A 21,727-nucleotide genomic window follows, 5' to 3' on the forward strand; every position below is an offset into this window, starting at 1 on the left:
GTTTGGTGACCGACCAGGCACCGGTGCCCGCGCTGGCACAGTTGCTGACACAGAACAAAATTCGATTGGAAGTGGTGTAGACCCGAGGGCAAGCCCGGCTTCTGCATGTCGGGTCAGGGCCAGAACACACGGTAGGAGCGCGGCTTGTACCGCGACCTGGCGCGCAGCGGCAGTAAACCCGGTGCGCGCGGTCTGCCTGCCACACCGTGTGCGCAGGTTTACGACGAGTTCCCCGCCGGTCGCGGGACAAGCCCTGCTCCAACATTTGGGGCGCACTTCAAGCGCGGAATCTGGACAACGGGGGATCGCCTACAGAAGTCGATTCGGCCAACGCTCCTTTAATCACTACATGCGCGCATGTTCACAATTGTTCCTTTCTTTTCTTCTTGATCAGTATTTTCAATCAATACTGAGTGGATAGTCCGTTCTCTTTACGCTACCATTTTCGAAAATGAACATATATGTTCGAATTCGCCATTTTTCGATCATTGTTCGAATCCAAGATTTGAAGACAGGAGAGGCCCAAATGCCCCATTCCACACAGCCAATGCCCCCACTCTCTGAGGTGTACGACATCGCGGTCATTGGCGGTGGCATTAATGGTGTCGGGATTGCGGCAGATGCTTCCGGGCGCGGGCTCTCGGTTTTCTTGTGTGAAAAGGACGATCTGGCCAGCCATACATCGTCAGCCAGTAGCAAGCTGATCCACGGCGGCCTGCGCTACCTCGAACACTATGAGTTCCGCCTGGTACGCGAAGCCCTCGCCGAACGTGAAGTGCTGCTGGGAAAAGCACCGCATATTGTCAAACCACTGCGTTTTGTCTTGCCACACCGCCCGCACCTGCGCCCAGCGTGGATGATCCGCGCCGGTCTGTTCCTTTATGACCACCTGGGCAAGCGTGAAAAACTGCCCGCGTCGAAAAGCCTGCGTTTCGGCGCCAACAGCCCGCTCAAATCCACAATCACGCGCGGTTTCGAATACTCCGATTGCTGGGTCGACGACGCCCGCCTGGTGGTATTGAACGCCATGGCGGCTCGCGAAAACGGCGCGCACATCCACACCCAAACCCGCTGTTTGAATGCTCGCCGCAGCAAAGGCCTGTGGCACTTGCACATGGAGCGCACCGACGGCAGCTTGTTTTCGATTCGTGCCAAAGCGTTGGTCAATGCGGCCGGCCCGTGGGTTGCCAGGTTCATTCGTGAAGACCTGAAGCTGGAGTCGCAATACGGCATCCGCCTGATTCAAGGCAGCCATTTGATCGTGCCTAAGCTGTATGAAGGCGAAAATGCGTTCATTTTGCAGAACGAAGACCAGCGCATCGTGTTCACGATTCCGTATCTGGAACACTTCACCATCATTGGCACCACCGACCGCGAGTACACCGGCGATCCGAACAAAGTCGCGATCACCGAAGGCGAAACCGATTACCTGCTGAAAATCGTCAACGAGCACTTCAAAAAGCAGATCAGCCGCGACGACATCATCCGCACGTATTCGGGTGTTCGACCACTGTGCAACGACGAATCGGACAATCCGTCAGCCATTACCCGTGACTACACGCTATCGCTTTCGGGCAACGCGGGAGAAGCCCCGATCCTCTCTGTGTTCGGCGGCAAACTGACCACCTACCGCAAGCTGGCTGAATCAGCCATGCAGCAATTGGCGCCGTTCTTCACTCAAATGAAACCGGAGTGGACAGCCAAGAGCAGCCTCCCAGGCGCTGAAAACATGACCACACCTGCGGCGCTGGTCACCCAATTGCAGCAGCGTTGCGCCTGGTTGCCCGTCGAAATCGCCCAACGCTGGGCGATCACCTACGGAAGCCGCAGTGGGCGGATTGTCGAAGGCGTGCAAGACCTTAGCGACATGGGTGAGCATTTAGGTGGCGGGTTGTATTCGCGCGAGGTTGATTACCTTTGCAGCGAAGAATGGGCCACACAAGCTGAAGATATTCTGTGGCGCCGAACCAAGCTCGGCCTGTTCACCACGGCGCAAGAACAGCAGAACGTGCAGACGTATCTCGATAAGGTCGCTCGCAATAAAGGCGCTATAGAAGCCGCTTGATCAAAAAATCCTGCAGGCGCGAATTTATTGGCAAGGCGGTGTGCCTGTATCAATGTCTACACCGCCTCGCCAACCCGTTGGCTCCTACAAGCTTCTGTGCCCGCATTCGGGTTTCCGAACACCGCTACCGCATTAGTTCGGAATCCCGGACGCCGCGCTTGTCTTCTCCTCCATATAAAAACTTAAAGTCTTTTTATATCAACAGGTTAGATCATGACAAGTGTTTGGCATGAGTCATGCTCTACACTTATTTACGATTGCTTCGACCATAACGTGCGTCTGAATTGGGCCACCGTTGAAGCGTTCTTAAACAAGCGGGCCTTTCAACATCGGCCCCATAAAAAAAACAAAGTCGAGGATTCATTGATGCGCATCGTTCCCCATTTCCTGAGCGCAGCAATTGCTGTCGCTCTGATCAGCACCCCGGTTGTCGCCGCTGAACTCACCGGCACGCTGAAGAAAATCAAAGAGTCGGGCACTATTACCCTCGGTCATCGCGACTCGTCTATTCCGTTTTCCTACATCGCTGACGCTTCTGGCGTTCCGGTCGGCTACTCCCACGATATTCAACTGAAAATCGTCGAAGCGATCAAAAAAGACCTGGATATCCCAGACCTGAAGGTCAAGTACAACCTGGTCACCTCACAGACCCGTATCCCGCTGGTGCAGAACGGCACCGTCGATGTTGAATGTGGCTCCACCACCAACAACGCCGAACGCGCACAGCAAGTCGATTTCTCCATTGGCATCTTCGAAATCGGTACACGTCTGCTGTCCAAAACCGATTCGGCCTACAAGGACTTCGGCGATCTGAAAGGCAAGAACGTCGTCACCACCGCTGGCACTACGTCTGAACGCCTTCTCAAGTCCATGAACGCCGACAAGCAAATGGGCATGAACGTGATTTCTGCAAAAGACCACGGCGAGTCGTTCCAGATGCTGGAATCGGGTCGTGCTGTTGCCTTCATGATGGACGATGCCCTGCTGGCCGGCGAAATGGCCAAAGCCAAGAAGCCAACTGACTGGGCCGTTACTGGCACGCCACAGTCTTACGAAATCTATGGCTGCATGGTCCGTAAGGGCGACGAACCCTTCAAGAAAGCCGTTGATGACGCCATCGTTGCCACCTTCAAGTCTGGCGAAATCAACACGATCTACAACAAGTGGTTCACCCAGCCGATCCCACCAAAAGGCCTGAACCTGAACTTCCCGATGAGCGAAGAGTTGAAAAACCTGATCGCCAATCCGAACGACAAGCCGGCACCGGACAAGAGCGCCTAAGTACCGCTCACACGCCTGAACCGTAAAAAAGCCTGTTCCCGGGAAAGCATCGGCTTGCCCGGAACTCGCTGCAAAGCGAAGCGTGCATAACAATCGATCAGAGGGGAGACCCTGATGAATTACAACTGGGACTGGGGCGTGTTCTTCAAGTCCACAGGTGTTGGCAGCGAAACCTATCTGGACTGGTACATCACCGGCCTGGGCTGGACCATCGCGATTGCCGTCGCCGCCTGGATCATCGCGTTAACCTTGGGCTCGGTGCTCGGGGTCATGCGCACGGTGCCTAACCGTTTGCTGTCTACGATAGCTGCGGTTTACGTCGAAATCTTCCGGAATGTACCGCTGTTGGTGCAGTTGTTTATCTGGTACTTCCTGGTGCCGGACCTGCTGCCCGAAAACCTGCAAGAGTGGTACAAGCAAGACCTCAATCCAACCACCTCGGCATTTCTGAGCGTGGTCGTTTGCCTGGGCCTGTTCACTGCCGCGCGTGTTTGCGAACAGGTGCGCACCGGCATTCAGGCATTGCCGCCAGGCCAGGAATCGGCAGCCCGCGCCATGGGCTTCAAACTGCCACAAATCTATTGGAACGTGCTGTTGCCGCAGGCGTACCGGATCATCATTCCACCGCTCACCTCCGAATTCCTCAACGTGTTCAAGAACTCGTCCGTGGCCTCGCTGATCGGCTTGATGGAGTTGCTGGCCCAGACGAAACAGACCGCCGAATTTTCCGCCAACCTGTTTGAAGCCTTCACCCTGGCCACACTGATTTACTTCACCTTGAACATGAGCCTGATGTTGCTCATGCGCCTGATCGAGAAGAAAGTCGCGGTGCCGGGCCTGATTTCCGTGGGAGGTAAATGATGGACTTCTCCGGAATCATTCCTGCTATTCCCGGCATGTGGAACGGCATGATCATGACCCTGCAACTGATGGTCATGGGCATCGTCGGTGGCGTCATTCTTGGCACCCTGCTGGCGTTGATGCGCCTGTCGTCGAGCAAGTGGATGGCAAACATCGCTGGCGCGTACGTGAACTATTTCCGTTCGATCCCGCTGCTGCTGGTCATTACCTGGTTCTACCTGGCAGTGCCGTTCGTGCTGCGCTGGATCACCGGCGAAGACACGCCAATTGGCGCATTCACCTCCTGCGTCGTGGCCTTCATGATGTTCGAAGCCGCGTATTTCTGCGAAATCGTTCGTGCTGGCGTGCAGTCGATATCGCGCGGTCAGATGGGTGCCGCGCAAGCGCTGGGCATGACCTACGGCCAGATGATGCGCCTGATCATCCTGCCTCAGGCATTTCGCAAGATGACCCCGCTGTTGTTGCAGCAGAGCATCATCCTGTTTCAGGACACCTCGCTGGTCTACACCGTGGGCCTGGTCGACTTCCTCAATGCCTCGCGCTCGAGCGGCGACATCATTGGCCGCTCCAATGAATTCCTGATCTTCGCCGGTCTGGTCTACTTCATCATCAGCTTCGCTGCCTCGCGCCTGGTGAAGCTTCTGCAGAAAAGGTTTGCCGTATGATTTCCATCAAAAATATCAACAAGTGGTATGGGGACTTTCAGGTACTGACCAATTGCAGCACCGACGTCGCCAAGGGCGAAGTGGTGGTGGTTTGCGGTCCGTCCGGCTCGGGCAAATCGACCCTGATCAAGTGCGTCAATGCGCTGGAGCCATTCCAGAAAGGCGACATCGTGGTCGACGGTACTTCAATTGCCGACCCGAAAACCAATCTGCCAAAGCTGCGTTCGCGGGTGGGCATGGTGTTCCAGCATTTCGAGCTGTTCCCGCACCTGACCATCGTCGAAAACCTGACCATCGCGCAGATCAAGGTCTTGGGCCGCAGCAAGCAAGACGCCACCAAAAAAGGCCTGGCCCTGCTGGAACGCGTTGGTCTTTCTGCTCATGCCAACAAGCATCCCGGCCAACTTTCCGGTGGTCAGCAGCAGCGTGTGGCAATCGCCCGCGCATTGGCGATGGACCCGGTGGTGATGCTGTTCGACGAACCGACCTCGGCGCTGGACCCGGAAATGGTCAACGAAGTGCTGGATGTGATGGTGCAACTGGCCCAAGAAGGCATGACCATGATGTGCGTGACCCATGAAATGGGCTTCGCACGCAAAGTGGCTAACCGGGTGATCTTCATGGACCAGGGGCAGATCGTCGAAGACTGCGCCAAGGAAGAGTTCTTCGGTGATGTCAGCGCGCGCTCCGAACGTGCCCAGCAATTCCTTGCCAAGATCCTGCAGCACTAAGCGTTGAACGCCCCACAAGGGCACAAAACCTTCCGGCCGTGCGTTTTGCGATATCCAGCAAACACGCGGCTGGTCGGTCCAGGACGACTGTGATGAAATGCGACCCCCCTCTCTATCGCGACGCACCGCCATCACTCGCCGTGAAACAACCCCGTCTGATACGCCACCTGTTTCTACCACCGCTGATCATTGTGCTGATGATCGGGCTGGGTTACGTCAGTTATTTATTCAGCGAAGCCAACAGCATCAAGGCGCTGAGCGAGAACGGCGAGCGTCAACTTGAGCTGCACGCGCGCACCGTCGAAAGCGAGATCAACAAGTACAACTACCTGCCCAGCGTGCTTGAGCTTGAATCCAATGTCTCGGATCTGCTGAACGATCCGTCGCCCGAATTGCGCGGCAAGGTCAACGATTACCTGGAGGGTCTCAATCGCCGCAGCCGCAGCCGCGCCATCTATGTACTCGACACTACAGGCCGGGTATTGGCCACCAGCAACTGGCGCGATGCCGACAGTTATCTGGGCGAGGACCTGTCGTTCCGCGCCTATTATCAGGATGCCATTCGCGGTTTACCCGGTCGCTTCTATGGGATTGGCACCACCACCGGCGAGCCCGGTTATTACCTGGCACACGGGCTGGAAGAAAAAGGCAAGATCATCGGCATCGCGGTGATCAAAGTCCGCCTCGAAGCCCTTGAAGAACGCTGGCAACGGGCACGCCTGGAAGCCTTCGTCAGCGATGAGAACGGCATCATCATCTTGTCCAGCGACCCGTCCCGGCGCTTGAAATCAGTGCGCGCCCTAACCCCGGAAATCAAAGAGCGCCTGGCGCGTAGCCTGCAATATTACTGGTGGCCACTGAACGAGCTGGTGCCATTGGAGCGTGAGTCGATCTCCGAAGGCGTGGAGAAACTCACGTTCCCGGCCAACAGCAGTGTCGATCACAATCACACCGTGGTCAGTTATCTGGCCCAAACTCGAAGCCTGGCTGACACACCGTGGCACCTGACATTACTCACGCCACTGGAAGACCTGCGTCGCGAAGCCGCTAATCAAGGCATGCTCGTGGCCGTGGCCTGCGCGCTGGTGGCGTTTTTGCTGATCGCCTGGAATGAGCGGCGCAAGGTTATTTCGACCCGCCTGGCCGCCCGCGAAGCACTGGAACAAGTCAACAACGAACTGGAGCGTCGGATTACCGAACGCACCGCTGACCTGCGTGCCAGCAACGAACGGCTCAAGGGGCAGATCCGCGAACGCAGGCAAGCCGAGGACACGTTGCGTCAGGCACAGGATGAACTGGTGCAGGCCGGAAAACTGGCGGCCATCGGCCAGATGTCGACCAGCATCGCCCACGAACTCAACCAACCGCTGGCGGCGTTGCGCACGTTGTCAGGCAACACTGTGCGCTTCATCGAACGCGGAGCGCTGGACACCGCCAGCAATAATCTGCGCACGATCAACGATCTGGTCGACCGCATGGGCCGCATCACTGCCAGCCTGCGGGCCTTTGCCCGTCGCGGCGAAGACAAAGGGCAAGCATCGTTGGGCAAGGCCGTAGACGCGGCGCTGCAATTGCTCGCCGCGCGCCTGGAAAAGAGCGCGCTGGCGTTGCATCAGGATTTTGCTGACGTTGCACTGATGATCGATCAAACCCGCCTGGAACAGATTCTGGTCAACCTGATCGGTAATGCGCTGGATGCCATGCAAGCGCAACCATTACCCGAACTGTGGCTTGAAGGTGAAGTCGTAGAGGGGCGCTATCGATTGCGCGTACGGGACAACGGACATGGCATCGACGCCCAAGCGCGCAAACATTTGTTCGAACCGTTTTTCACCACCAAACCCGGTGAACAAGGTCTGGGGCTGGGTTTGACCCTGTCGGCCAGCCTTGCTGCCGCTGCCGGCGGGACCCTGAATGCTGAAGACCCGCCCGAGGGTGGAACGGTGTTTGTGTTGAGTTTGCCGCTGGTTGGGCCAACCGCATGAAATCGTCTGGTCGCCCTGTTTTCTGTAGGAGCCAACGTGTTGGCGAGGCAGGCATTGCGATTCATCAGCCCAGCCGCCTCGCGAAAACGTCAACATTGCCGATATGGAATCGCACATGAACACTGACCTGACCGTTCTCATCGTCGAAGACGATCCCCACGTCCTGCTCGGTTGCCAGCAGGCACTGGCGCTGGAAGACATTCACAGCGAAGGCGTCGCCAGTGCAGAAGAGGCACTGGCGCGGGTGGGGGATAACTTCGCGGGCATCGTCGTCAGTGACATCCGCCTACCAGGGATCGATGGTCTGCAACTGCTGACTCAGCTCAAAGCGCGCGACCGCAGCTTGCCGGTGGTGTTGATCACCGGGCACGGCGACGTGTCGATGGCTGTCAACGCCATGCGCGATGGTGCTTACGATTTCATGGAAAAACCCTTCTCCCCCGAGCGTCTGGTGGAAGTGGCGCGGCGCGCGCTTGAACAACGCGGGCTGGCCCGTGAAGTCTGGTCGTTGCGCAAGCAACTCGCCGAGCGCGATTCGCTGGAAGGCAAGATCATCGGGCGCTCCCCCGCCATGCAAAACCTGCGTGCGTTGATCGTTAATGTCGCTGATACGTCGGCCAACGTGCTGATCGAAGGCGAAACCGGCACCGGCAAGGAATTGGTCGCCCGTTGCCTGCACGATTTCAGCCGTCGGCACTCACAGCAGTTTGTCGCCCTGAACTGCGGTGGGCTACCGGAGAACCTGTTCGAAAGCGAGATTTTCGGCCACGAGGCCAATGCGTTCACCGGCGCGGGCAAACGGCGTATCGGCAAGATCGAACATGCGCACAACGGCACGCTGTTCCTCGATGAAGTCGAAAGCATGCCGATCAACCTGCAAATCAAACTGCTGCGAGTGTTGCAGGAACGCACGCTGGAACGGCTCGGTTCGAACCAGAGCGTAGCGGTGGATTGCCGGGTGATCGCCGCGACCAAAGCGGACCTGGGCGAGCTGAGCAAAGCCAGTCAGTTCCGCAGCGACTTGTATTACCGGCTGAACGTGGTGACCCTGGAGTTACCGCCGCTGCGCGAACGTCGCGAAGACATCCTGCAATTGTTCGAGCACTTTTTGCAGTTGTCGTCCTTACGTTTTGATCGCGAGCCACTGCCACTCGACCCGCAGACGATGGCGGCGTTGATGAGCCACGATTGGCCGGGCAACGTGCGCGAGCTGCGTAACGTGGCCGAGCGTTACGCCCTTGGGTTGCCAGCATTCAAGAAGAGCGGCTCGACGGCGGAAAGCCAGAGCCTGGGGTTTTCCGAAGCAGTGGAAGCGTTCGAAAAGAATCTGCTTAGCGAAGCGCTACAGCGTAGTGGCGGGAATCTGAGCCAGGCCAGCCAGGAACTTGGCCTGGCCAAGACCACGTTGTTCGACAAAGTAAAAAAATACGGGTTGGGGTGATGCGCACAACCGCCTCTGGTAGAAGCCAACGTGTTGGCAAGACATAACTGTAAACCCTGGGGGACGCCTACAGCTCAGCGTGTGCAGCGATGAGGTTGTCTACCTCTTGCGGGGTCGGTGAGGTCGCTGGCCCCCAACGCGTCACGGCAATGGCGGCGGCTGCGTTGGCGCGCAATGCTGCTTGTTCTGTTGAATAGCCCGCCGCCATGTTCGCCAACAACACACCGGCATGGGCATCGCCCGCACCATTGGTGTCGATCGCCTCGACCGGAAAACCGCGCACATGCCGTGTACGCGTGCCCTGCCGAACCCAACAACCTTGCGCCCCATCGCGCACCACGATCAACGCGCTGTCCGTCAGCAAGTCACTCAACCGCTCAAGCGCGTCAGCAATCGCTTCGCATTGAGTAAAACGCAACGCCTCTTCGCAGTTGCTAGTCCATAGCGTGATCAGCGGCAATACTGCATCCATCTGCGGACTGTCCGCAGACTTCACCAGCGGGCCGGGATCGAACGCCACGCCTGCGCCCTGCGGCAAGCGCAATAGCCACGCCAGCAAGCTCGCCACCTTGTCTTTGTGCAACAGGCTGTAGCCGCTGACAAATACGTAGTCCTCGGGCCGCACCGTGACGCGGTTCAGGTCTTGCGCCGATAAGCCACCCTCCGCGCCCACGTAAGAAATGAACGAGCGCTCGGCCGACGGTTCGATCAACGCCACCGACAAGCCGGTGTCCTGGTCGTGCGAGACCGGCGTGGCGATTTCGATGCCCTCGGCGGCCATCGACTGACGCGCCAGATCACCGAATCGACCATTGCCATGACGCCCCAGATACACCGTTTGCATCCCGTGACGACGCGCGGCGGCCATCACATTAAAGCCACCGCCCGTTTCGAACGTCGCCGAACTGGCAAGCACATCGCCCCCCGAACGAGGCAATGCCTCAAGGGCCATGACCAAATCAACCACGACCTGGCCGGTATACAGCAATCTAGCGGGCATGAACGGCCTCGTTTGTTACGACACGACGGTCGCGGGAACCACCAACAATGGCGTACAAGCCACCGGCAACCACAAAGGTCACGATCCAGCCCAAGCCGTTGTGGCCGAACCAAGAGTCGGCCAGGAAGCCCTTGAACAACACGTTTTCCGGGGTTGTGGCGACGGTTGTGAAGCTAAAACCGAGAACGATTGCCAAAGCCCAGGCACCCAGCGCACGCCATTCCACCCCACCGCGATACCAATAAGCGCTCTTGGCCGAGACGTCCATCAAGTCTGTGGGCGAGTAGTAATGACGATGAATCAAGTCGACGATAAAGATCCCGACCCACGCCGTGATGGGTACCGCCAGCATCGAAATGAAGGTAATGAACGGGCCGTAGAAACTGTCGGCGATCAGCATGAAGTAGATAGAACCGGCGAAGATCGCGACGATGTCGACAATCACCGCATGGACGCGTTTGATCTTCAGGCCCAGGGTCAGGGTGGTCAAACCGGCCGAATACACCGACAGGTTGTTTGACAGCAGCAGGCCACCAAACGCCGTAATCAGGTATGGCACCGCCATCCAGGTTGGCAGCAGTTCGCGAATCGCAATGATCGGGTCAGTGGCCGACGCCAAGTGGTCATTGCCCACCGACAACAATCCGCCAAGCGTGATCAGCAGCACCAGCGGAATGCCAGCCCCAAACGCAGCCGACGCCACCAACCCCGATGCTTTCACACTGCGATGCTGATAGCGCGACATGTCCGCCCCAGCGTTGGCCCAGCCGATACCTGTACCGGCGGCCATGGTGCCGACGCCGATGATCATCGCGCTCAGCGGCGCGGGCGTGGCATCGAACACCGCCGTCCAGTCGATATGAGCGATGAGAAAGCCACCGACGATGATGTTCAGTGCACCGAAGAGGTAAGTTGCCCATTTCTGAATGACCAGCAGCGTGGCATGGCCAAGGCCGGAAACGGACAGGGTCAGCAACACGAAGATTGCGATGAACACCAAGGTCAGCCCTGGCGCGCTCTTCGCTGCCACAGGCGTACCAAACAGGATCGAACACAGCGACAGCAGCACGAAAGCGGCCGTTGTGGTATTGACGGTTTCCCAACCCAGCCGCGACATCAGCGAAACGATGGTAGGGCCGATGTTGCCACGCACGCCGAAGATGGCGCGGGAAAGCGTAAGGCTCGGCGCTCGACCGCGACGACCGGCGATGGAAATCACACCCACCACGGCAAACGAACCCGCCGCGCCAAGAATGGCGACAATGACAGCCTGCCCCATGGATAAGCCCCGGAAAGCGACCAGCGTCGCACCCAGCGGCAGTCCAAGAATGCTGATGTTGGCCGCAAACCAGACCCAGAACAATTGCAACGGATGGCCGTTGCACTCGCCTTCCGGCACCGGTTCGATACCGCGTGTTTCAAGTTGCCCTGCGCCTTGAGTGGACTTGGATGAAGTCATGGAAATGCTCCGGTTGCCGTTTATTCTGGTTGTGGGCAGTACGCAATCCAAACGACATCCTTGTCACATGAGGCTTTTCAGGCTGCGAAAAGTCCTGTCTTGTTAGATGTTCTACAGGGCGCCTTGCGGCCTTTCAGATCGCACGCAGGGACAACAAATGCTCGACCAGCGAATACAGCTCCAGATCGTTGACAGTCTTGATCTGCTCGATCATTTGCGCAGGCCAGGCACTCAAACCCTGGCATGCACCGAGCATTGCGCCAAGAATCGCGGCGATGGTGTCAGTGTCGCCGCCCAGGCTTGCCGCCATGCACAGCGCGTCGAAGGCCGAAAGCCGGCCTGTCGCGACCTGATGCGCCAACGCAAAAGCTGCCACCACGGACTCCTGCGAGGCCACGGAGGTGCCGATGACGTCGTAGATCAGCGTCGGCAATTGCTGGTTATCGCAATTGGCACACAGCTTTTGCGCCCACTGAACGCGGGCGGCGATACGTCCACCGGCAACCCAATGGCCATATTTTTCCGCTTGCTGCGCAATCTCGACGCCAAGCTGTAAAGCATCCTGCAACTCATCACCGTTGAGACCGGCCGAGACGACAGCCGCCACCGCGGCCGCACTGGAAATACCCAGCGTGGTGTTGTGAGTGACTTGACAGGCCTGGACCACTGCCTCGACAAATTGCTGCCGATCACGCACGTCAGCAGCAATGCCCACGGGCGTGATGCGCATGGCCGCACCATTGGTGGTGCCGAAGCGTCCTGCTTCTTCAGGGGTATGGCCCGCTAGAATCATTTCAATAGCGCGCTTGGTCGACGGGCCAAGCAAGTCTTGCGAACCTTTGGCCTGCATGACGACTTCCCAGTCGATCAGGCTTTGTGCCAGATCAGAAGGATCGATCCGCCCGCCTCCAGCCACCAGCAGTTCCGCGACCAGCATGGCCTGCTCGGTATCGTCAGTGATGGAACCTGCGGCCAGGTTCGGCGCAATCGGCTGATCGGCGTCGGCGGCGGTCAGTGTGGTAATGCGATCAAAACGCTGCTTGATCTGCTCGCGGCTCAACGACTGCGTGGGCATCCCCAACGCGTCGCCCAGCGCCAAGCCGTAAAACGCACCCAAGGCGCGGTCGCGAATGTCGATAAGGCCAGTCATGAGGACGTTCCAAACGCCAGGTACAGACGAAAATGCACGGGGTCCAGAAGACTCTCCACATGCTCCATGAAACGCCCTCGACGATCATAGGTGGTGCGTAACGCTTTGAGAAAAACACTGCCGGGCTCGCGCATCATCAAAACGGCATCGTCGGCGGTCAATGGCTCGGCGCAGATCCATTGATCACCACGATCACCCACAAAGCCGTGGGCTGCGAGAGTGATGGTCAGCGAGTCGTCGATCAAGCCCATTTTCGGCACACTCTCCAAGCCATCGCTGGCTGGAATCAACGCGCGTTCAAGCGACACGATGCTGCCATTGGCAGCGCGACGTCGGCGATCCAGCGCGATAAAGTGGCGCGTGCCAAAACGGCTTTCCATATCCGGGCGCTCGACATGCACCAGCCGCAGGATCTCGGTATCGATCTTCGCGCCGGTGTCGGCCAAGGCCTGCGCCCAGCCGCTACGCTGATCCAGCGAAATACCGTCGTAGGTGACAATCGAACCGACACCCGACTGAGTAGCGATGTAATTGCGCCGCTTGAGTTCAGAAAGCGCTTCACGCAGCGTACCGCGGCTGACGTCGAACTCCTGCGCCAGCAGATGTTCGCCCGGTAACAGATCACCAGACTCTATCTCACCGGACTCGATGCGTCGGGCGAGCTCGTCGACCACGCGTTTTTTCTTATCAAATCGAACATGTCTAATCATGTACAAATTGATAACTGAAAGCGGGTCTGCGCAGCAAGGGCTTTTTGCTGTCTGGGGGAAAGAAAACCCGTAGACCTGTGTTTAAAAGAGCGGCTCAGATAACCCCATTTGCGCACAAGGTCGCCCCACAGGATCGGTGAAACACCTGTGGAACAGGGCTTGTACGCGAAAGCAGCGGTTTGGCCGATGGGTTAGCGGGCGGGATGTACCAGTTTCGCTTGCTCATCAAGCACCTGACGAATGGCACCCACAAACACGTCCACAGGCTGCCCACCCGAGACCGCGTATTGGTCATTAAATACGATGGTCGGCACTGAACTCACGCCCCGCTGCACCCACAGTTGTTCAAGCTCACGCACCTCGTTGGCGTATTCATCCGACGCCAGAATTGCCTCGGCGCGCGTCCGATCCAGCCCGACTTTTTGCGCAGTGTCCGCCAGCACTCGATGGCTGGATGGGTCGGCATGCTGGCTGAAATAAGCCGCGAACAGTGCGTCTTTCAGCGCGTGCTGCTTGCCCTCCAGCTCAGCCCAATGCAGCAGGCGATGGGCGTCGAACGTGTTGTAGATACGGCGATCACCTTCCTTGAACACAAAGCCCAACTCGGCGCCACGCTCACGAATTTGTTCACGGTTGGCCCTGGATTGCTCTGGAGTCGAGCCGTATTTCTGAAAGATATGTTCGTTGAGGTCCTGGCCTTCGGGCGGCATGTTCGGGTTGAGTTCGAAGGGCTGGAAATGTATTTGAGCGTCGACGTCGTCACCCAGATATTCCAACGCCTGATCCAGCGCCCGCAGACCGATGACACACCAAGGGCAGGAGACGTCGGAGATGAAGTCAATTTTCAGGGGAGTGCTCATCAAATGCCTCACTCGTAGAGGGGAAACTTCGCACGATACGCCAATGCGCCACCGTTTAGGACCCTGCCCGGCAGACTGATTTTGACGCTGAGCGAAGCCCGTTGGAGCGATCAGAGTTGTGCCACATGGGACGGATCTTCACGATGCTCACGCAAATAAGGCAGCACCGCCCCCAGCAACGGCGCCTTGAATGCCTCCTGAAAACGGTGAGCCAATCCGGGGATTAGTTTCAGTTGGCTACCCTGAATGTGCGCGGCCACGTGAATGCCATGCATCACAGGTAGCAAAGGGTCTGCCGTGCCATGCACAACCAGCGTCGGCACACGTAGGCGGTTGAGCAGTTCGACGCGGCTGGGCTCAGCCAGAATCGCCAGAATCTGCCGTTTTACCCCTTCAGGGTTGAACGCCCGGTCGTAGGCAATAGCGGCTTGTTGCAGGAGTGCCTGCCGGTCATCCTTGACTTGTGGGCTGCCCAAAGCCGCGAGTAAATCGGCCTGCTGCTCCAATGCCGTTTGACGATCAGGCGCGCCACGCCGTGCCAGCAATTGCAGCAACGCCGGGTTTGGCATTGGCAAGCCCGGCGCACCGGAACTGGTCATGATCAGCGTCAGGCTTTCCACCCGTTTGGGCGCCATGTCCGCCAGATGCTGAGCAATCATGCCGCCCATGCTGGCGCCCAACACATGAAATTGCTGCACGTGCAACGCACTCATTAAACCCAGCGCATCCTGAGCCATGTCGGTCAACGAATACGGCGCCGAGACCGGCAAACCGATCTTATAGCGCAGCACTTCATACGTGAGATTGGCCGAAGCCGGCGCCTGCACCCACGTCGACAGCCCCACGTCGCGGTTGTCGTAGCGAATGACGCGAAAACCCTGCTGACACAACGCGACAACCACTTCATCGGGCCAGTGGATCAACTGTCCGCCCAGGCCCATGACCAGCAGCAGCGCAGGGTCCGACTCGCGACCGATGCTCTGGTAAGCCAGATGCACCTCGTCGAGTTCGGCCACTTGCGTGGCAACGTTGACATCGCACCGCGACGCCGCAAAAGACGGTAGGCCGCAGAGCAAGGCAGCCAGAAAAAGTAGAACACGCATGAAAAACACCGAAACGCAGAACCTCAGGAGGCGGCGAGTCTGATGAAGTTCTGCAAAGCGCGCTGCCACAGTTGCGTGACAATTTGATGAAGGCGGCTCAGTGGTCGTGACGGTAGGGGACTGATCTTATTTTTCGCGTTTTTTGAAAAATCAATCTGTCCCCTGGTAGGGGTTATGCCAACTCGCTGCGCAACTGCCGAGCCGCCGCCACCATGTTCACCAACGCCGCTTCCGTCTCCGGCCAGGCGCGGGTCTTGAGCCCGCAATCGGGGTTGACCCACAAACGCTCGGCCGGAATATGTTTCACCGCTTTGGTCATCAACTCGACCATTTCTGCGGTGTCCGGCACACGCGGCGAGTGGATGTCATAGACGCCCGGACCGATATCATTCGGGTAGTGAAACGCTTCAAATGCCTGCAACAGCTCCATGTCCGAACGCGAGGTCTCGATGGTGATGACGTCGGCATCCATCGCCGCGATAGCCTCGATTACGTCATTGAATTCGCTGTAACACATGTGCGTGTGGATCTGGGTTTCATCGCGCACACCGGATGCGCACAACCGGAAAACTTCCACCGACCAGTCCAGATACGCCTGCCACTGTGCCCGACGCAGCGGCAAGCCTTCGCGGAACGCGGCTTCGTCGATCTGTACGATCTTGATCCCGGCCTTTTCCAGATCCACCACTTCGTCGCGAAGCGCCAGCGCCAGTTGCTGCGCCTGCACTTTGCGCGACACATCCTCACGCGGGAACGACCACATCAGCATCGTGACCGGGCCGGTAAGCATGCCCTTCATGACGTGATCGGTCAGGCTTTGTGCATAGCGAATCCACTCTACGGTCATGGCCGTCGGACGACTCAAATCACCGAAAATCACCGCAGGTTTCACGCAACGCGAACCGTAGCTCTGCACCCAACCAAAGCGGCTGAACACGTAGCCGTCGAGCTGTTCAGCGAAGTACTCGACCATGTCATTACGTTCGGCTTCGCCATGCACCAGCACATCCAGCCCCAAGCGCTCCTGAGTCTCCACGGCATGGCGGATTTCCGCACGCATCGCGTCGTTGTAATCATTAGCCGACAACTTGCCTTGCTTCCACGCCTGCCTGGCCAACCGAATCGATGCGGTCTGTGGAAATGAGCCAATGGTTGTGGTCGGAAACGTCGGAAGATTGAGACGCGTGCGCTGCGCCTCAATACGCTGGGCAAACGGCGAGTGACGCAGGCTGTCAGCCGCAGTGATCGAGGCCAAACGCGCCTGAACGGCAGGCTTGTGAATGCGCGGCGACTGTTGACGGCTGAGCTGCACGGCACGGCTTTCGGCCAACGCGGCCTGTACCGCAGGCGCCTGTGGATCATTCAATGCGGCGCTGAGCACGGCGATTTCTTCGCACTTTTGCACCGCAAACGCCAGCCAGCTTTTAAGCTCTGCATCCAGTTGGTCTTCGCGTTGCAGGTTGACCGGGCTGTGCAACAGCGAGCAGGAACTGGCCACCCACAGGTTATCGGCGAATCGCACCTGGGCCTCTTTCAACAAGCCCAGCGCGTGCTCTAGATCACAACGCCAGACGTTACGCCCGTTGACCACGCCCAACGACAGCACCTTGTAACTCGGAAGCCGGTCAAGCACGGCGGCCAATTGTTCCGGCGCCCGCACCAGATCGACGTGCAGGCCGTCGACGGGTAGTGAAACCGCCAGCCCGAGGTTGTCTTCCAGCCCGCCAAAGTAGGTGGCGATAAGTTTTTTCAGCGGCGAATATTGCAGGCTGTGATAGGCGCGTTCGAAGGCGTTTTTCCACTCCTGTGGCAGGTCCAGGCTGAGAATGGGCTCATCGATCTGCACCCATTCCACGCCCTGCCCCGCCAGACGGCCCAGTATTTCGCCATAGACCGGCAGCAGACGCTCCAGCAGATCAAGCTTGTCGAAACTGTCGCCCTTAGCCTTGCCAAGCCACAGGTAAGTCAGCGGGCCGATCAGCACTGGCTTGACCTTATGCCCTAGGGCGATGGCTTCGTCGACCTCTTCGAACAGCTGTTCCCAGCTCAGTTTGAAGCGCTGATCTTCGGTGAATTCAGGGACCAGATAGTGGTAGTTGGTATCGAACCACTTGGTCAGCTCTTGCGCATACTGCGTCTTGCCATGCTCGGCATGGGCGCCGCCGCAACAGCTGTCCGTGGCGCCACGGGCCATTGCGAACAAGGTGTCTAGCGTCGGCAAGCCGCGTGTGTTTTGGGTCCCGGTGAAGCGTTCCGGTATCACGCCGAACGTTAGGGAATGGGTCAGCACTTGGTCGTACCAGGCAAAATCGCCCACCGGCAATAGATCAATGCCCGCGTCCTTCTGCAGTTGCCAATGCGCGGCGCGCAACGTGCAGCCGACCGAACGCAGGCCGTCCTGATCCAGATCGCCTTTCCAGTACGTTTCCAGTGCTTTTTTCAGTTCGCGATCCGCGCCGATACGTGGAAATCCAAGGGTATGGGCCAGGGCCATGAGAGATTCTCCGTTCAAAAGATGGCGCTATTGTCGACACCCACCACAACATGAGACAAACTCATTGTTTTCTCGTTGATCACAAGTTTTACTCATGGAGCACAGCGGTGCTGGAAATACGCCACCTCAAGACCCTAAATGCCCTACGTGAAGCCGACAGCCTGGTGGACGCTGCCGACCGGCTGCATCTGACGCAGTCGGCGCTGTCCCACCAGTTCAAAGAACTGGAAGAGCGCATGGGCATGCCATTGTTCGTGCGCAAAACCAAGCCGGTGCGCTTCACCAGCGCCGGACTTCGCCTGCTGCAACTGGCGGATTTAATGCTGCCGCAATTGCGCGCGGCGGAACGCGATATTTCCAGGCTGGCGGGCGGCGTGGCCGGGCGTCTGCATATGGCAATCGAGTGCCACAGCTGCTTCCAGTGGTTGATGCCGACCATCGACCAGTTTCGTGATGCCTGGCCGGAAGTGGAGCTGGACCTGGCGTCCGGTTTCGCCTTCGCGCCCTTGCCGGCTCTTGCTCGTGGCGATCTCGACCTGGTGGTGACTTCTGACCCACTGGAATTGGCCGGTATCACGTATGTGCCGCTGTTCACCTACGAGGCGATGCTGGCGGTGGCCAACCAGCATGCACTGGCGAGCAAGCCTTACATCGTGCCGCAGGACCTGGCGACAGAAACGTTGATCACCTACCCCGTGGAGCGTGATCGGCTGGACATCTTCACGCGCTTTCTAGAACCCGCTGATGTCGAGCCTGCGCAGGTGCGTACCTCGGAGCTGACCGTCATGATGATGCAGCTTGTCGCCAGTGGCCGCGGTGTATGCGGGATGCCGCATTGGGCGTTGCATGAATACAGCTCACGCGGGTATGTGAAAGCCAAGCGGTTGGGTGAAAAAGGGCTATTCGCCACACTCTATGCGGCGATCCGCGCCGATATGCTCGACGCCCCATACATGCGCGATTTCTTGCTGACCGCCAAGGACACATCGTTCTCGACGCTCGATGGGGTGAGCGCGGTGAAGTAGGCAGAGTGATCTGCCTAGGGTTTTTCGTTCGTCGAAATACTTGAGTTCGGCTTCAGCCGATGAGGCTTCGATAAAGCGGCAAGATCGAATCCCGGGTCAGCGGCGCCAGGTGCAAGTAGTCGACATTTCCTGCGTCGACCCAGACGATTTCCTCGATTTCGGCCGCAGGCTCGACCGCTTGATCCACATCGAGCCTGAACAGTTGGCAGTTGACCTCAAAACCCGGCTCGTTAGCTGCAATGGCCAAAAACTCACCGAGGAACTGCGCCTTGCCGGGCTCGACTACCAAACCGAGTTCCTCTCTTAACTCACGAGCCAACGCCAGCGCTGGCAGCTCACCGGCCTCGATCTTGCCGCCCGGTTGCATAAACGCCCGGGTCCCGCGCTTACGCACCAGCAAGGTTCGACCATCAGCGCCAATCAACAAGGCAGCGGCAATCCGAATGACCGTCATGCAAAAGCCTCGTGTTTCAATGCACGCGATTCTTCAGCGCGTTCAAGCGCCAACACGATCAAGCGATCGATCAGTTCCGGGTACGTCAGACCACTTGCCTGCCACAACTTTGGATACATGCTGATGGAGGTAAAACCGGGCAATGTATTGATCTCGTTGATGATGATCTCCCGAGCCTCGGTGACAAAGAAATCAACTCGAGCCAGCCCCGCGCAACCCAATGCCTGATAAGCCTGCAACGCTATGGCACGAACGTCGTCGCCAAGATCCTGCGGCAGCTCGGCAGGGATCGCGATCCGCGCCTGACCACCATTCAAATACTTGGTGTCGTAGGCGTAAAACTCATCATTGGCGATCACCTCGCCACACACGCTGACCTGTGGTTGACGATTGCCCAGCACTGCGCATTCCACTTCGCGCCCAACCATTGCTTGCTCAATGAGCACTTTGTGGTCGTAGTCGAATGCCAGTTTCAGTGCCTTGGCGTAGCTTGCTTCATCAGTGACCTTACTCACGCCGACAGACGAACCCTGGGCCGCCGGTTTGACGAACATCGGCAGGCCCAGTTGCGCCGAAACACTGAGAAAGTCGACCGATTCGCCGCGCTGCAACACCACAAAAGGCGCCACGGCAATGCCCGCGTCGCGCAACAGGCGTTTGGTCACGTCCTTGTCCATGCACGCGGCAGAACTCAATACATCCGGCCCAACGCAGGGAATGTCCATCAACCGCAGCAACCCTTGCAGCGAGCCATCTTCGCCCAGGTTGCCGTGGATCAGCGGGAACACCACCTCGATGCGCGGCAATTGAAGGCCCGTCTCGGCTTCAACGAATTGTGGCCCTTGGCTGCCAGGCAGCAACGACAGCAATCGTCCGGATTCGCTGAGTTTGATCTTCGAAGGATCGGTGGCGTTCTGCAGATAATCGCGCTCGTCAAAACGCAGCCAGCGGCCTTGTTTGTCGACCCCAATCAGAGTGACAGAGTAACTGTTGCGATCAATCGCGTTGATCACGTTGCGTGCCGACTGCAACGACACTTCATGCTCGGAAGATTGCCCACCGAAGACGATAGCGACTGACTTTTTCAAAATACAAACTCCTGGATTTCAGGCCGCAGAGCTAAAAGCAATTTTCGGCGTTCGTCCAGTTCCATGAACAGTTGTTTGACGAAATGCAGTACGCGCATCAGTCAAAACTGTCAGTACAAGTCGTCGATAAAAAAGACAGGCCAAAAAAACGCGCGCTGATCGATCTTGCGAGATCGTTCAGAGCGCGGGTCCGACAGATGTCATTGAGCGGTAGGGGAATCTTTTTTTCCACCTGAACCAAAGGTCGCGAAGCGCTTATTGAAGCCAGCAATACGGCCTTCGGTAGTGGTTTTGCGCTGCTGACCTGTGTACATCGGATGCGAGGCGCTGGAGACATCGAGAGCAACGTAAGGGTACGTGTTGCCATCGGTGTGCTTCTGCGTGCGGTCGGTGTCGACGGTCGAGCCAATGAGGAAAAAGACATCGGCTGCGGTGTCGTGGAACAGCACCTGACGGTAATCGGGATGGATATCGGGTTTCATGGTGTCTCCAGATTCAGATAATCATGCAATACGTTATACAGTAACAATACCCAGAAGTTCAATTCAAACCGTTTTTGTTACCGTTACAACTTTAGCCTTTTCCCGAGCATGCGCCTGAGGCTAAGGTTCGCGCCGCTGTAATGCCGCCCACCCCTGATTTCCTGTCAGGAATGGACTGAAAATCTACCAAGGAGGTTTTTGCCATGTTGATGATCGATCGCTACGAACTGACCCTCGAAGGCCATGAACACCTGCTACATGCCCAGAACTCGCTACGCCTGCTCGACAGTTACATTGAACGGGCCGATGCGGCGAGCGACCCAAACATGCTTAAAAACTACGCAACAACAGTGCGTGCCGCGCTCGACAAGGTTGTCGACGATGCCCTGGCAGTCGATGGCCGTGACGCGTTCATGCGCCAGGCCTGCGATTGGGGTTTTACTGCACTTGCGCCAATCGAGCGTGTGCTGATCCAAAGCCTGCGCTCGTGCAGCATCGAAGGCGCGAAGGAGATTCACCAAATGGTCGAGCGAACAGTAGAGCGCAAGCCATACGTCAGGACCGATATCTGAGGCGACTATCGCCCACGGCACCAAATGAAGGGCCGCGCAGTCGATGCGCGGCCCCGTTCGATATAACGCCTGCCAACCTGCCACCAAGGCGCACCACACAATGCGGCCTATCGGGTAGCCATAACGCCCAATCCGACTGCCAAAGAACCTTTCTTGACGGCACTGCACCACATCCCAGCGCACACAACAGACACGAGTCACTGGCGACCCTCATGGTTCTCTTTATCAGATGACGGCTGATCGGGCACAAAGTGCTGGCCTGATCGCGGGCTCTGCGGGCAGTATGCGCACCGGCAAGTGT

The 21,727-nt window shown here is 57.9% G+C and carries 19 protein-coding genes and 1 pseudogene; 10 read left to right on the forward strand and 10 right to left on the reverse strand.

All coding sequences use genetic code 11. The features are described from left to right. The 8 genes and pseudogenes from VGC62_RS11775 to VGC62_RS11810 form a co-directional block, all read left to right on the forward strand. A pseudogene (locus VGC62_RS11775) lies at nucleotides 1-80 on the forward strand (DeoR family transcriptional regulator); the annotation flags it as partial. Between the two features lie 446 nt (nucleotides 81-526). After that, nucleotides 527-2,065, forward strand: coding sequence for a glycerol-3-phosphate dehydrogenase (gene glpD, locus VGC62_RS11780; RefSeq protein ID WP_331187260.1), 1,539 nt, complete (start codon nucleotides 527-529; stop codon nucleotides 2,063-2,065). A 366-nt stretch (nucleotides 2,066-2,431) separates the two neighbouring features. Then, a complete protein-coding gene (locus VGC62_RS11785; protein WP_331187261.1) occupies nucleotides 2,432-3,346 on the forward strand; it encodes a glutamate/aspartate ABC transporter substrate-binding protein in 915 nt (304 codons plus the stop codon). Between the two features lie 114 nt (nucleotides 3,347-3,460). Further along, complete coding sequence (locus tag VGC62_RS11790; protein WP_331187262.1) at nucleotides 3,461-4,207, forward strand: amino acid ABC transporter permease; 747 nt, start codon at nucleotides 3,461-3,463, stop codon at nucleotides 4,205-4,207. Beyond that, a complete protein-coding gene (locus VGC62_RS11795; RefSeq protein ID WP_331187263.1) occupies nucleotides 4,204-4,872 on the forward strand; it encodes an ABC transporter permease subunit in 669 nt (222 codons plus the stop codon). Before VGC62_RS11790 ends, VGC62_RS11795 begins: the two co-directional genes overlap by 4 nt. Further along, nucleotides 4,869-5,603 carry an amino acid ABC transporter ATP-binding protein gene (locus VGC62_RS11800; RefSeq protein ID WP_331187264.1) on the forward strand — a complete coding sequence of 245 codons (735 nt, stop codon included), beginning with the start codon at nucleotides 4,869-4,871 and terminating at the stop codon, nucleotides 5,601-5,603. Before VGC62_RS11795 ends, VGC62_RS11800 begins: the two co-directional genes overlap by 4 nt. Nucleotides 5,604-5,695: 92 nt before the next feature. Further along, on the forward strand, nucleotides 5,696-7,588 hold the full coding sequence (locus VGC62_RS11805; protein WP_331187265.1) for a sensor histidine kinase: 1,893 nt from the start codon (nucleotides 5,696-5,698) through the stop codon (nucleotides 7,586-7,588). Nucleotides 7,589-7,703: 115 nt separating this feature from the next. Continuing rightward, nucleotides 7,704-9,029: a sigma-54 dependent transcriptional regulator gene (locus tag VGC62_RS11810; protein ID WP_331187266.1), complete on the forward strand. Its 1,326-nt coding sequence runs from the start codon at nucleotides 7,704-7,706 to the stop codon at nucleotides 9,027-9,029. A gap of 67 nt (nucleotides 9,030-9,096) precedes the next feature. Here VGC62_RS11810 and VGC62_RS11815 read toward each other — a convergent pair whose 3' ends face one another. The 7 genes from VGC62_RS11815 to metE all read right to left on the reverse strand — a co-directional run bounded on the left by VGC62_RS11815 (nucleotide 9,097) and on the right by metE (nucleotide 17,805). Then, on the reverse strand, nucleotides 9,097-10,029 hold the full coding sequence (locus VGC62_RS11815; RefSeq protein ID WP_331187267.1) for a PfkB family carbohydrate kinase: 933 nt from the start codon (nucleotides 10,027-10,029) through the stop codon (nucleotides 9,097-9,099). Further along, nucleotides 10,019-11,488 carry a purine-cytosine permease family protein gene (locus VGC62_RS11820; RefSeq protein ID WP_331187268.1) on the reverse strand — a complete coding sequence of 490 codons (1,470 nt, stop codon included), beginning with the start codon at nucleotides 11,486-11,488 and terminating at the stop codon, nucleotides 10,019-10,021. The genes VGC62_RS11815 and VGC62_RS11820 overlap by 11 nt, the downstream gene beginning before the upstream one ends. A 133-nt stretch (nucleotides 11,489-11,621) precedes the next feature. Next, nucleotides 11,622-12,638 (reverse strand): ADP-ribosylglycohydrolase family protein, encoded by a 1,017-nt coding sequence (locus tag VGC62_RS11825; protein WP_331187269.1) that lies wholly within the window; start codon nucleotides 12,636-12,638, stop codon nucleotides 11,622-11,624. After that, a complete protein-coding gene (locus tag VGC62_RS11830) occupies nucleotides 12,635-13,348 on the reverse strand; it encodes a GntR family transcriptional regulator (RefSeq protein ID WP_331187270.1) in 714 nt (237 codons plus the stop codon). The genes VGC62_RS11825 and VGC62_RS11830 overlap by 4 nt, the downstream gene beginning before the upstream one ends. A gap of 191 nt (nucleotides 13,349-13,539) precedes the next feature. Beyond that, nucleotides 13,540-14,208: a DsbA family oxidoreductase gene (locus VGC62_RS11835; protein ID WP_331187271.1), complete on the reverse strand. Its 669-nt coding sequence runs from the start codon at nucleotides 14,206-14,208 to the stop codon at nucleotides 13,540-13,542. Between the two features lie 110 nt (nucleotides 14,209-14,318). Further along, a complete protein-coding gene (locus VGC62_RS11840; protein ID WP_331187272.1) occupies nucleotides 14,319-15,311 on the reverse strand; it encodes an alpha/beta hydrolase in 993 nt (330 codons plus the stop codon). 172 nt (nucleotides 15,312-15,483) lie between these two features. After that, nucleotides 15,484-17,805, reverse strand: coding sequence for a 5-methyltetrahydropteroyltriglutamate--homocysteine S-methyltransferase (gene metE / locus VGC62_RS11845; protein WP_331187273.1), 2,322 nt, complete (start codon nucleotides 17,803-17,805; stop codon nucleotides 15,484-15,486). A gap of 107 nt (nucleotides 17,806-17,912) precedes the next feature. On the opposite strand from metE, the gene metR reads away from it, so the two are divergent. After that, nucleotides 17,913-18,830 (forward strand): transcriptional regulator MetR, encoded by a 918-nt coding sequence (gene metR, locus VGC62_RS11850; RefSeq protein ID WP_331187274.1) that lies wholly within the window; start codon nucleotides 17,913-17,915, stop codon nucleotides 18,828-18,830. A gap of 52 nt (nucleotides 18,831-18,882) precedes the next feature. Here metR and VGC62_RS11855 read toward each other — a convergent pair whose 3' ends face one another. The 3 genes from VGC62_RS11855 to VGC62_RS11865 form a co-directional block, all read right to left on the reverse strand. Then, the gene (locus tag VGC62_RS11855) at nucleotides 18,883-19,284 is read right to left on the reverse strand and encodes an NUDIX domain-containing protein (protein ID WP_331187275.1); all 402 of its coding nucleotides are present in this window, start codon (nucleotides 19,282-19,284) and stop codon (nucleotides 18,883-18,885) included. Then, on the reverse strand, nucleotides 19,281-20,372 hold the full coding sequence (ddlA, locus tag VGC62_RS11860; protein WP_331187276.1) for a D-alanine--D-alanine ligase: 1,092 nt from the start codon (nucleotides 20,370-20,372) through the stop codon (nucleotides 19,281-19,283). The genes VGC62_RS11855 and ddlA overlap by 4 nt, the downstream gene beginning before the upstream one ends. Nucleotides 20,373-20,572: 200 nt before the next feature. Continuing rightward, complete coding sequence (locus VGC62_RS11865) at nucleotides 20,573-20,854, reverse strand: type B 50S ribosomal protein L31 (protein WP_331187277.1); 282 nt, start codon at nucleotides 20,852-20,854, stop codon at nucleotides 20,573-20,575. Nucleotides 20,855-21,057: 203 nt separating this feature from the next. On the opposite strand from VGC62_RS11865, the gene VGC62_RS11870 reads away from it, so the two are divergent. Then, nucleotides 21,058-21,426 carry a hypothetical protein gene (locus tag VGC62_RS11870; RefSeq protein ID WP_331187278.1) on the forward strand — a complete coding sequence of 123 codons (369 nt, stop codon included), beginning with the start codon at nucleotides 21,058-21,060 and terminating at the stop codon, nucleotides 21,424-21,426. The last annotated feature ends 301 nt before the right edge of the window (nucleotides 21,427-21,727 follow it).

Origin of the sequence: Pseudomonas sp., assembly GCF_036404235.1 — a bacterium.
In the GTDB taxonomy this organism is placed as follows: Bacteria; Pseudomonadota; Gammaproteobacteria; order Pseudomonadales; family Pseudomonadaceae; genus Aquipseudomonas.

Excerpts from the sequence above, each read along its gene's own strand:
- glpD (WP_331187260.1), top strand. The coding sequence starts at position 527 with ATGCCCCATTCCACACAGCCAATGCCCCCACTCTCTGAGGTGTACGAC.
- VGC62_RS11785 (WP_331187261.1), top strand. The coding sequence starts at position 2,432 with ATGCGCATCGTTCCCCATTTCCTGAGCGCAGCAATTGCTGTCGCTCTG.
- VGC62_RS11790 (WP_331187262.1), top strand. The coding sequence starts at position 3,461 with ATGAATTACAACTGGGACTGGGGCGTGTTCTTCAAGTCCACAGGTGTT.
- VGC62_RS11795 (WP_331187263.1), top strand. The coding sequence starts at position 4,204 with ATGATGGACTTCTCCGGAATCATTCCTGCTATTCCCGGCATGTGGAAC.
- VGC62_RS11800 (WP_331187264.1), top strand. The coding sequence starts at position 4,869 with ATGATTTCCATCAAAAATATCAACAAGTGGTATGGGGACTTTCAGGTA.
- VGC62_RS11805 (WP_331187265.1), top strand. The coding sequence starts at position 5,696 with ATGAAATGCGACCCCCCTCTCTATCGCGACGCACCGCCATCACTCGCC.
- VGC62_RS11810 (WP_331187266.1), top strand. The coding sequence starts at position 7,704 with ATGAACACTGACCTGACCGTTCTCATCGTCGAAGACGATCCCCACGTC.
- VGC62_RS11815 (WP_331187267.1), bottom strand. The coding sequence starts at position 10,029 with ATGCCCGCTAGATTGCTGTATACCGGCCAGGTCGTGGTTGATTTGGTC.
- VGC62_RS11820 (WP_331187268.1), bottom strand. The coding sequence starts at position 11,488 with ATGACTTCATCCAAGTCCACTCAAGGCGCAGGGCAACTTGAAACACGC.
- VGC62_RS11825 (WP_331187269.1), bottom strand. The coding sequence starts at position 12,638 with ATGACTGGCCTTATCGACATTCGCGACCGCGCCTTGGGTGCGTTTTAC.
- VGC62_RS11830 (WP_331187270.1), bottom strand. The coding sequence starts at position 13,348 with ATGATTAGACATGTTCGATTTGATAAGAAAAAACGCGTGGTCGACGAG.
- VGC62_RS11835 (WP_331187271.1), bottom strand. The coding sequence starts at position 14,208 with ATGAGCACTCCCCTGAAAATTGACTTCATCTCCGACGTCTCCTGCCCT.
- VGC62_RS11840 (WP_331187272.1), bottom strand. The coding sequence starts at position 15,311 with ATGCGTGTTCTACTTTTTCTGGCTGCCTTGCTCTGCGGCCTACCGTCT.
- metE (WP_331187273.1), bottom strand. The coding sequence starts at position 17,805 with ATGGCCCTGGCCCATACCCTTGGATTTCCACGTATCGGCGCGGATCGC.
- VGC62_RS11855 (WP_331187275.1), bottom strand. The coding sequence starts at position 19,284 with ATGACGGTCATTCGGATTGCCGCTGCCTTGTTGATTGGCGCTGATGGT.
- VGC62_RS11865 (WP_331187277.1), bottom strand. The coding sequence starts at position 20,854 with ATGAAACCCGATATCCATCCCGATTACCGTCAGGTGCTGTTCCACGAC.
- VGC62_RS11870 (WP_331187278.1), top strand. The coding sequence starts at position 21,058 with ATGTTGATGATCGATCGCTACGAACTGACCCTCGAAGGCCATGAACAC.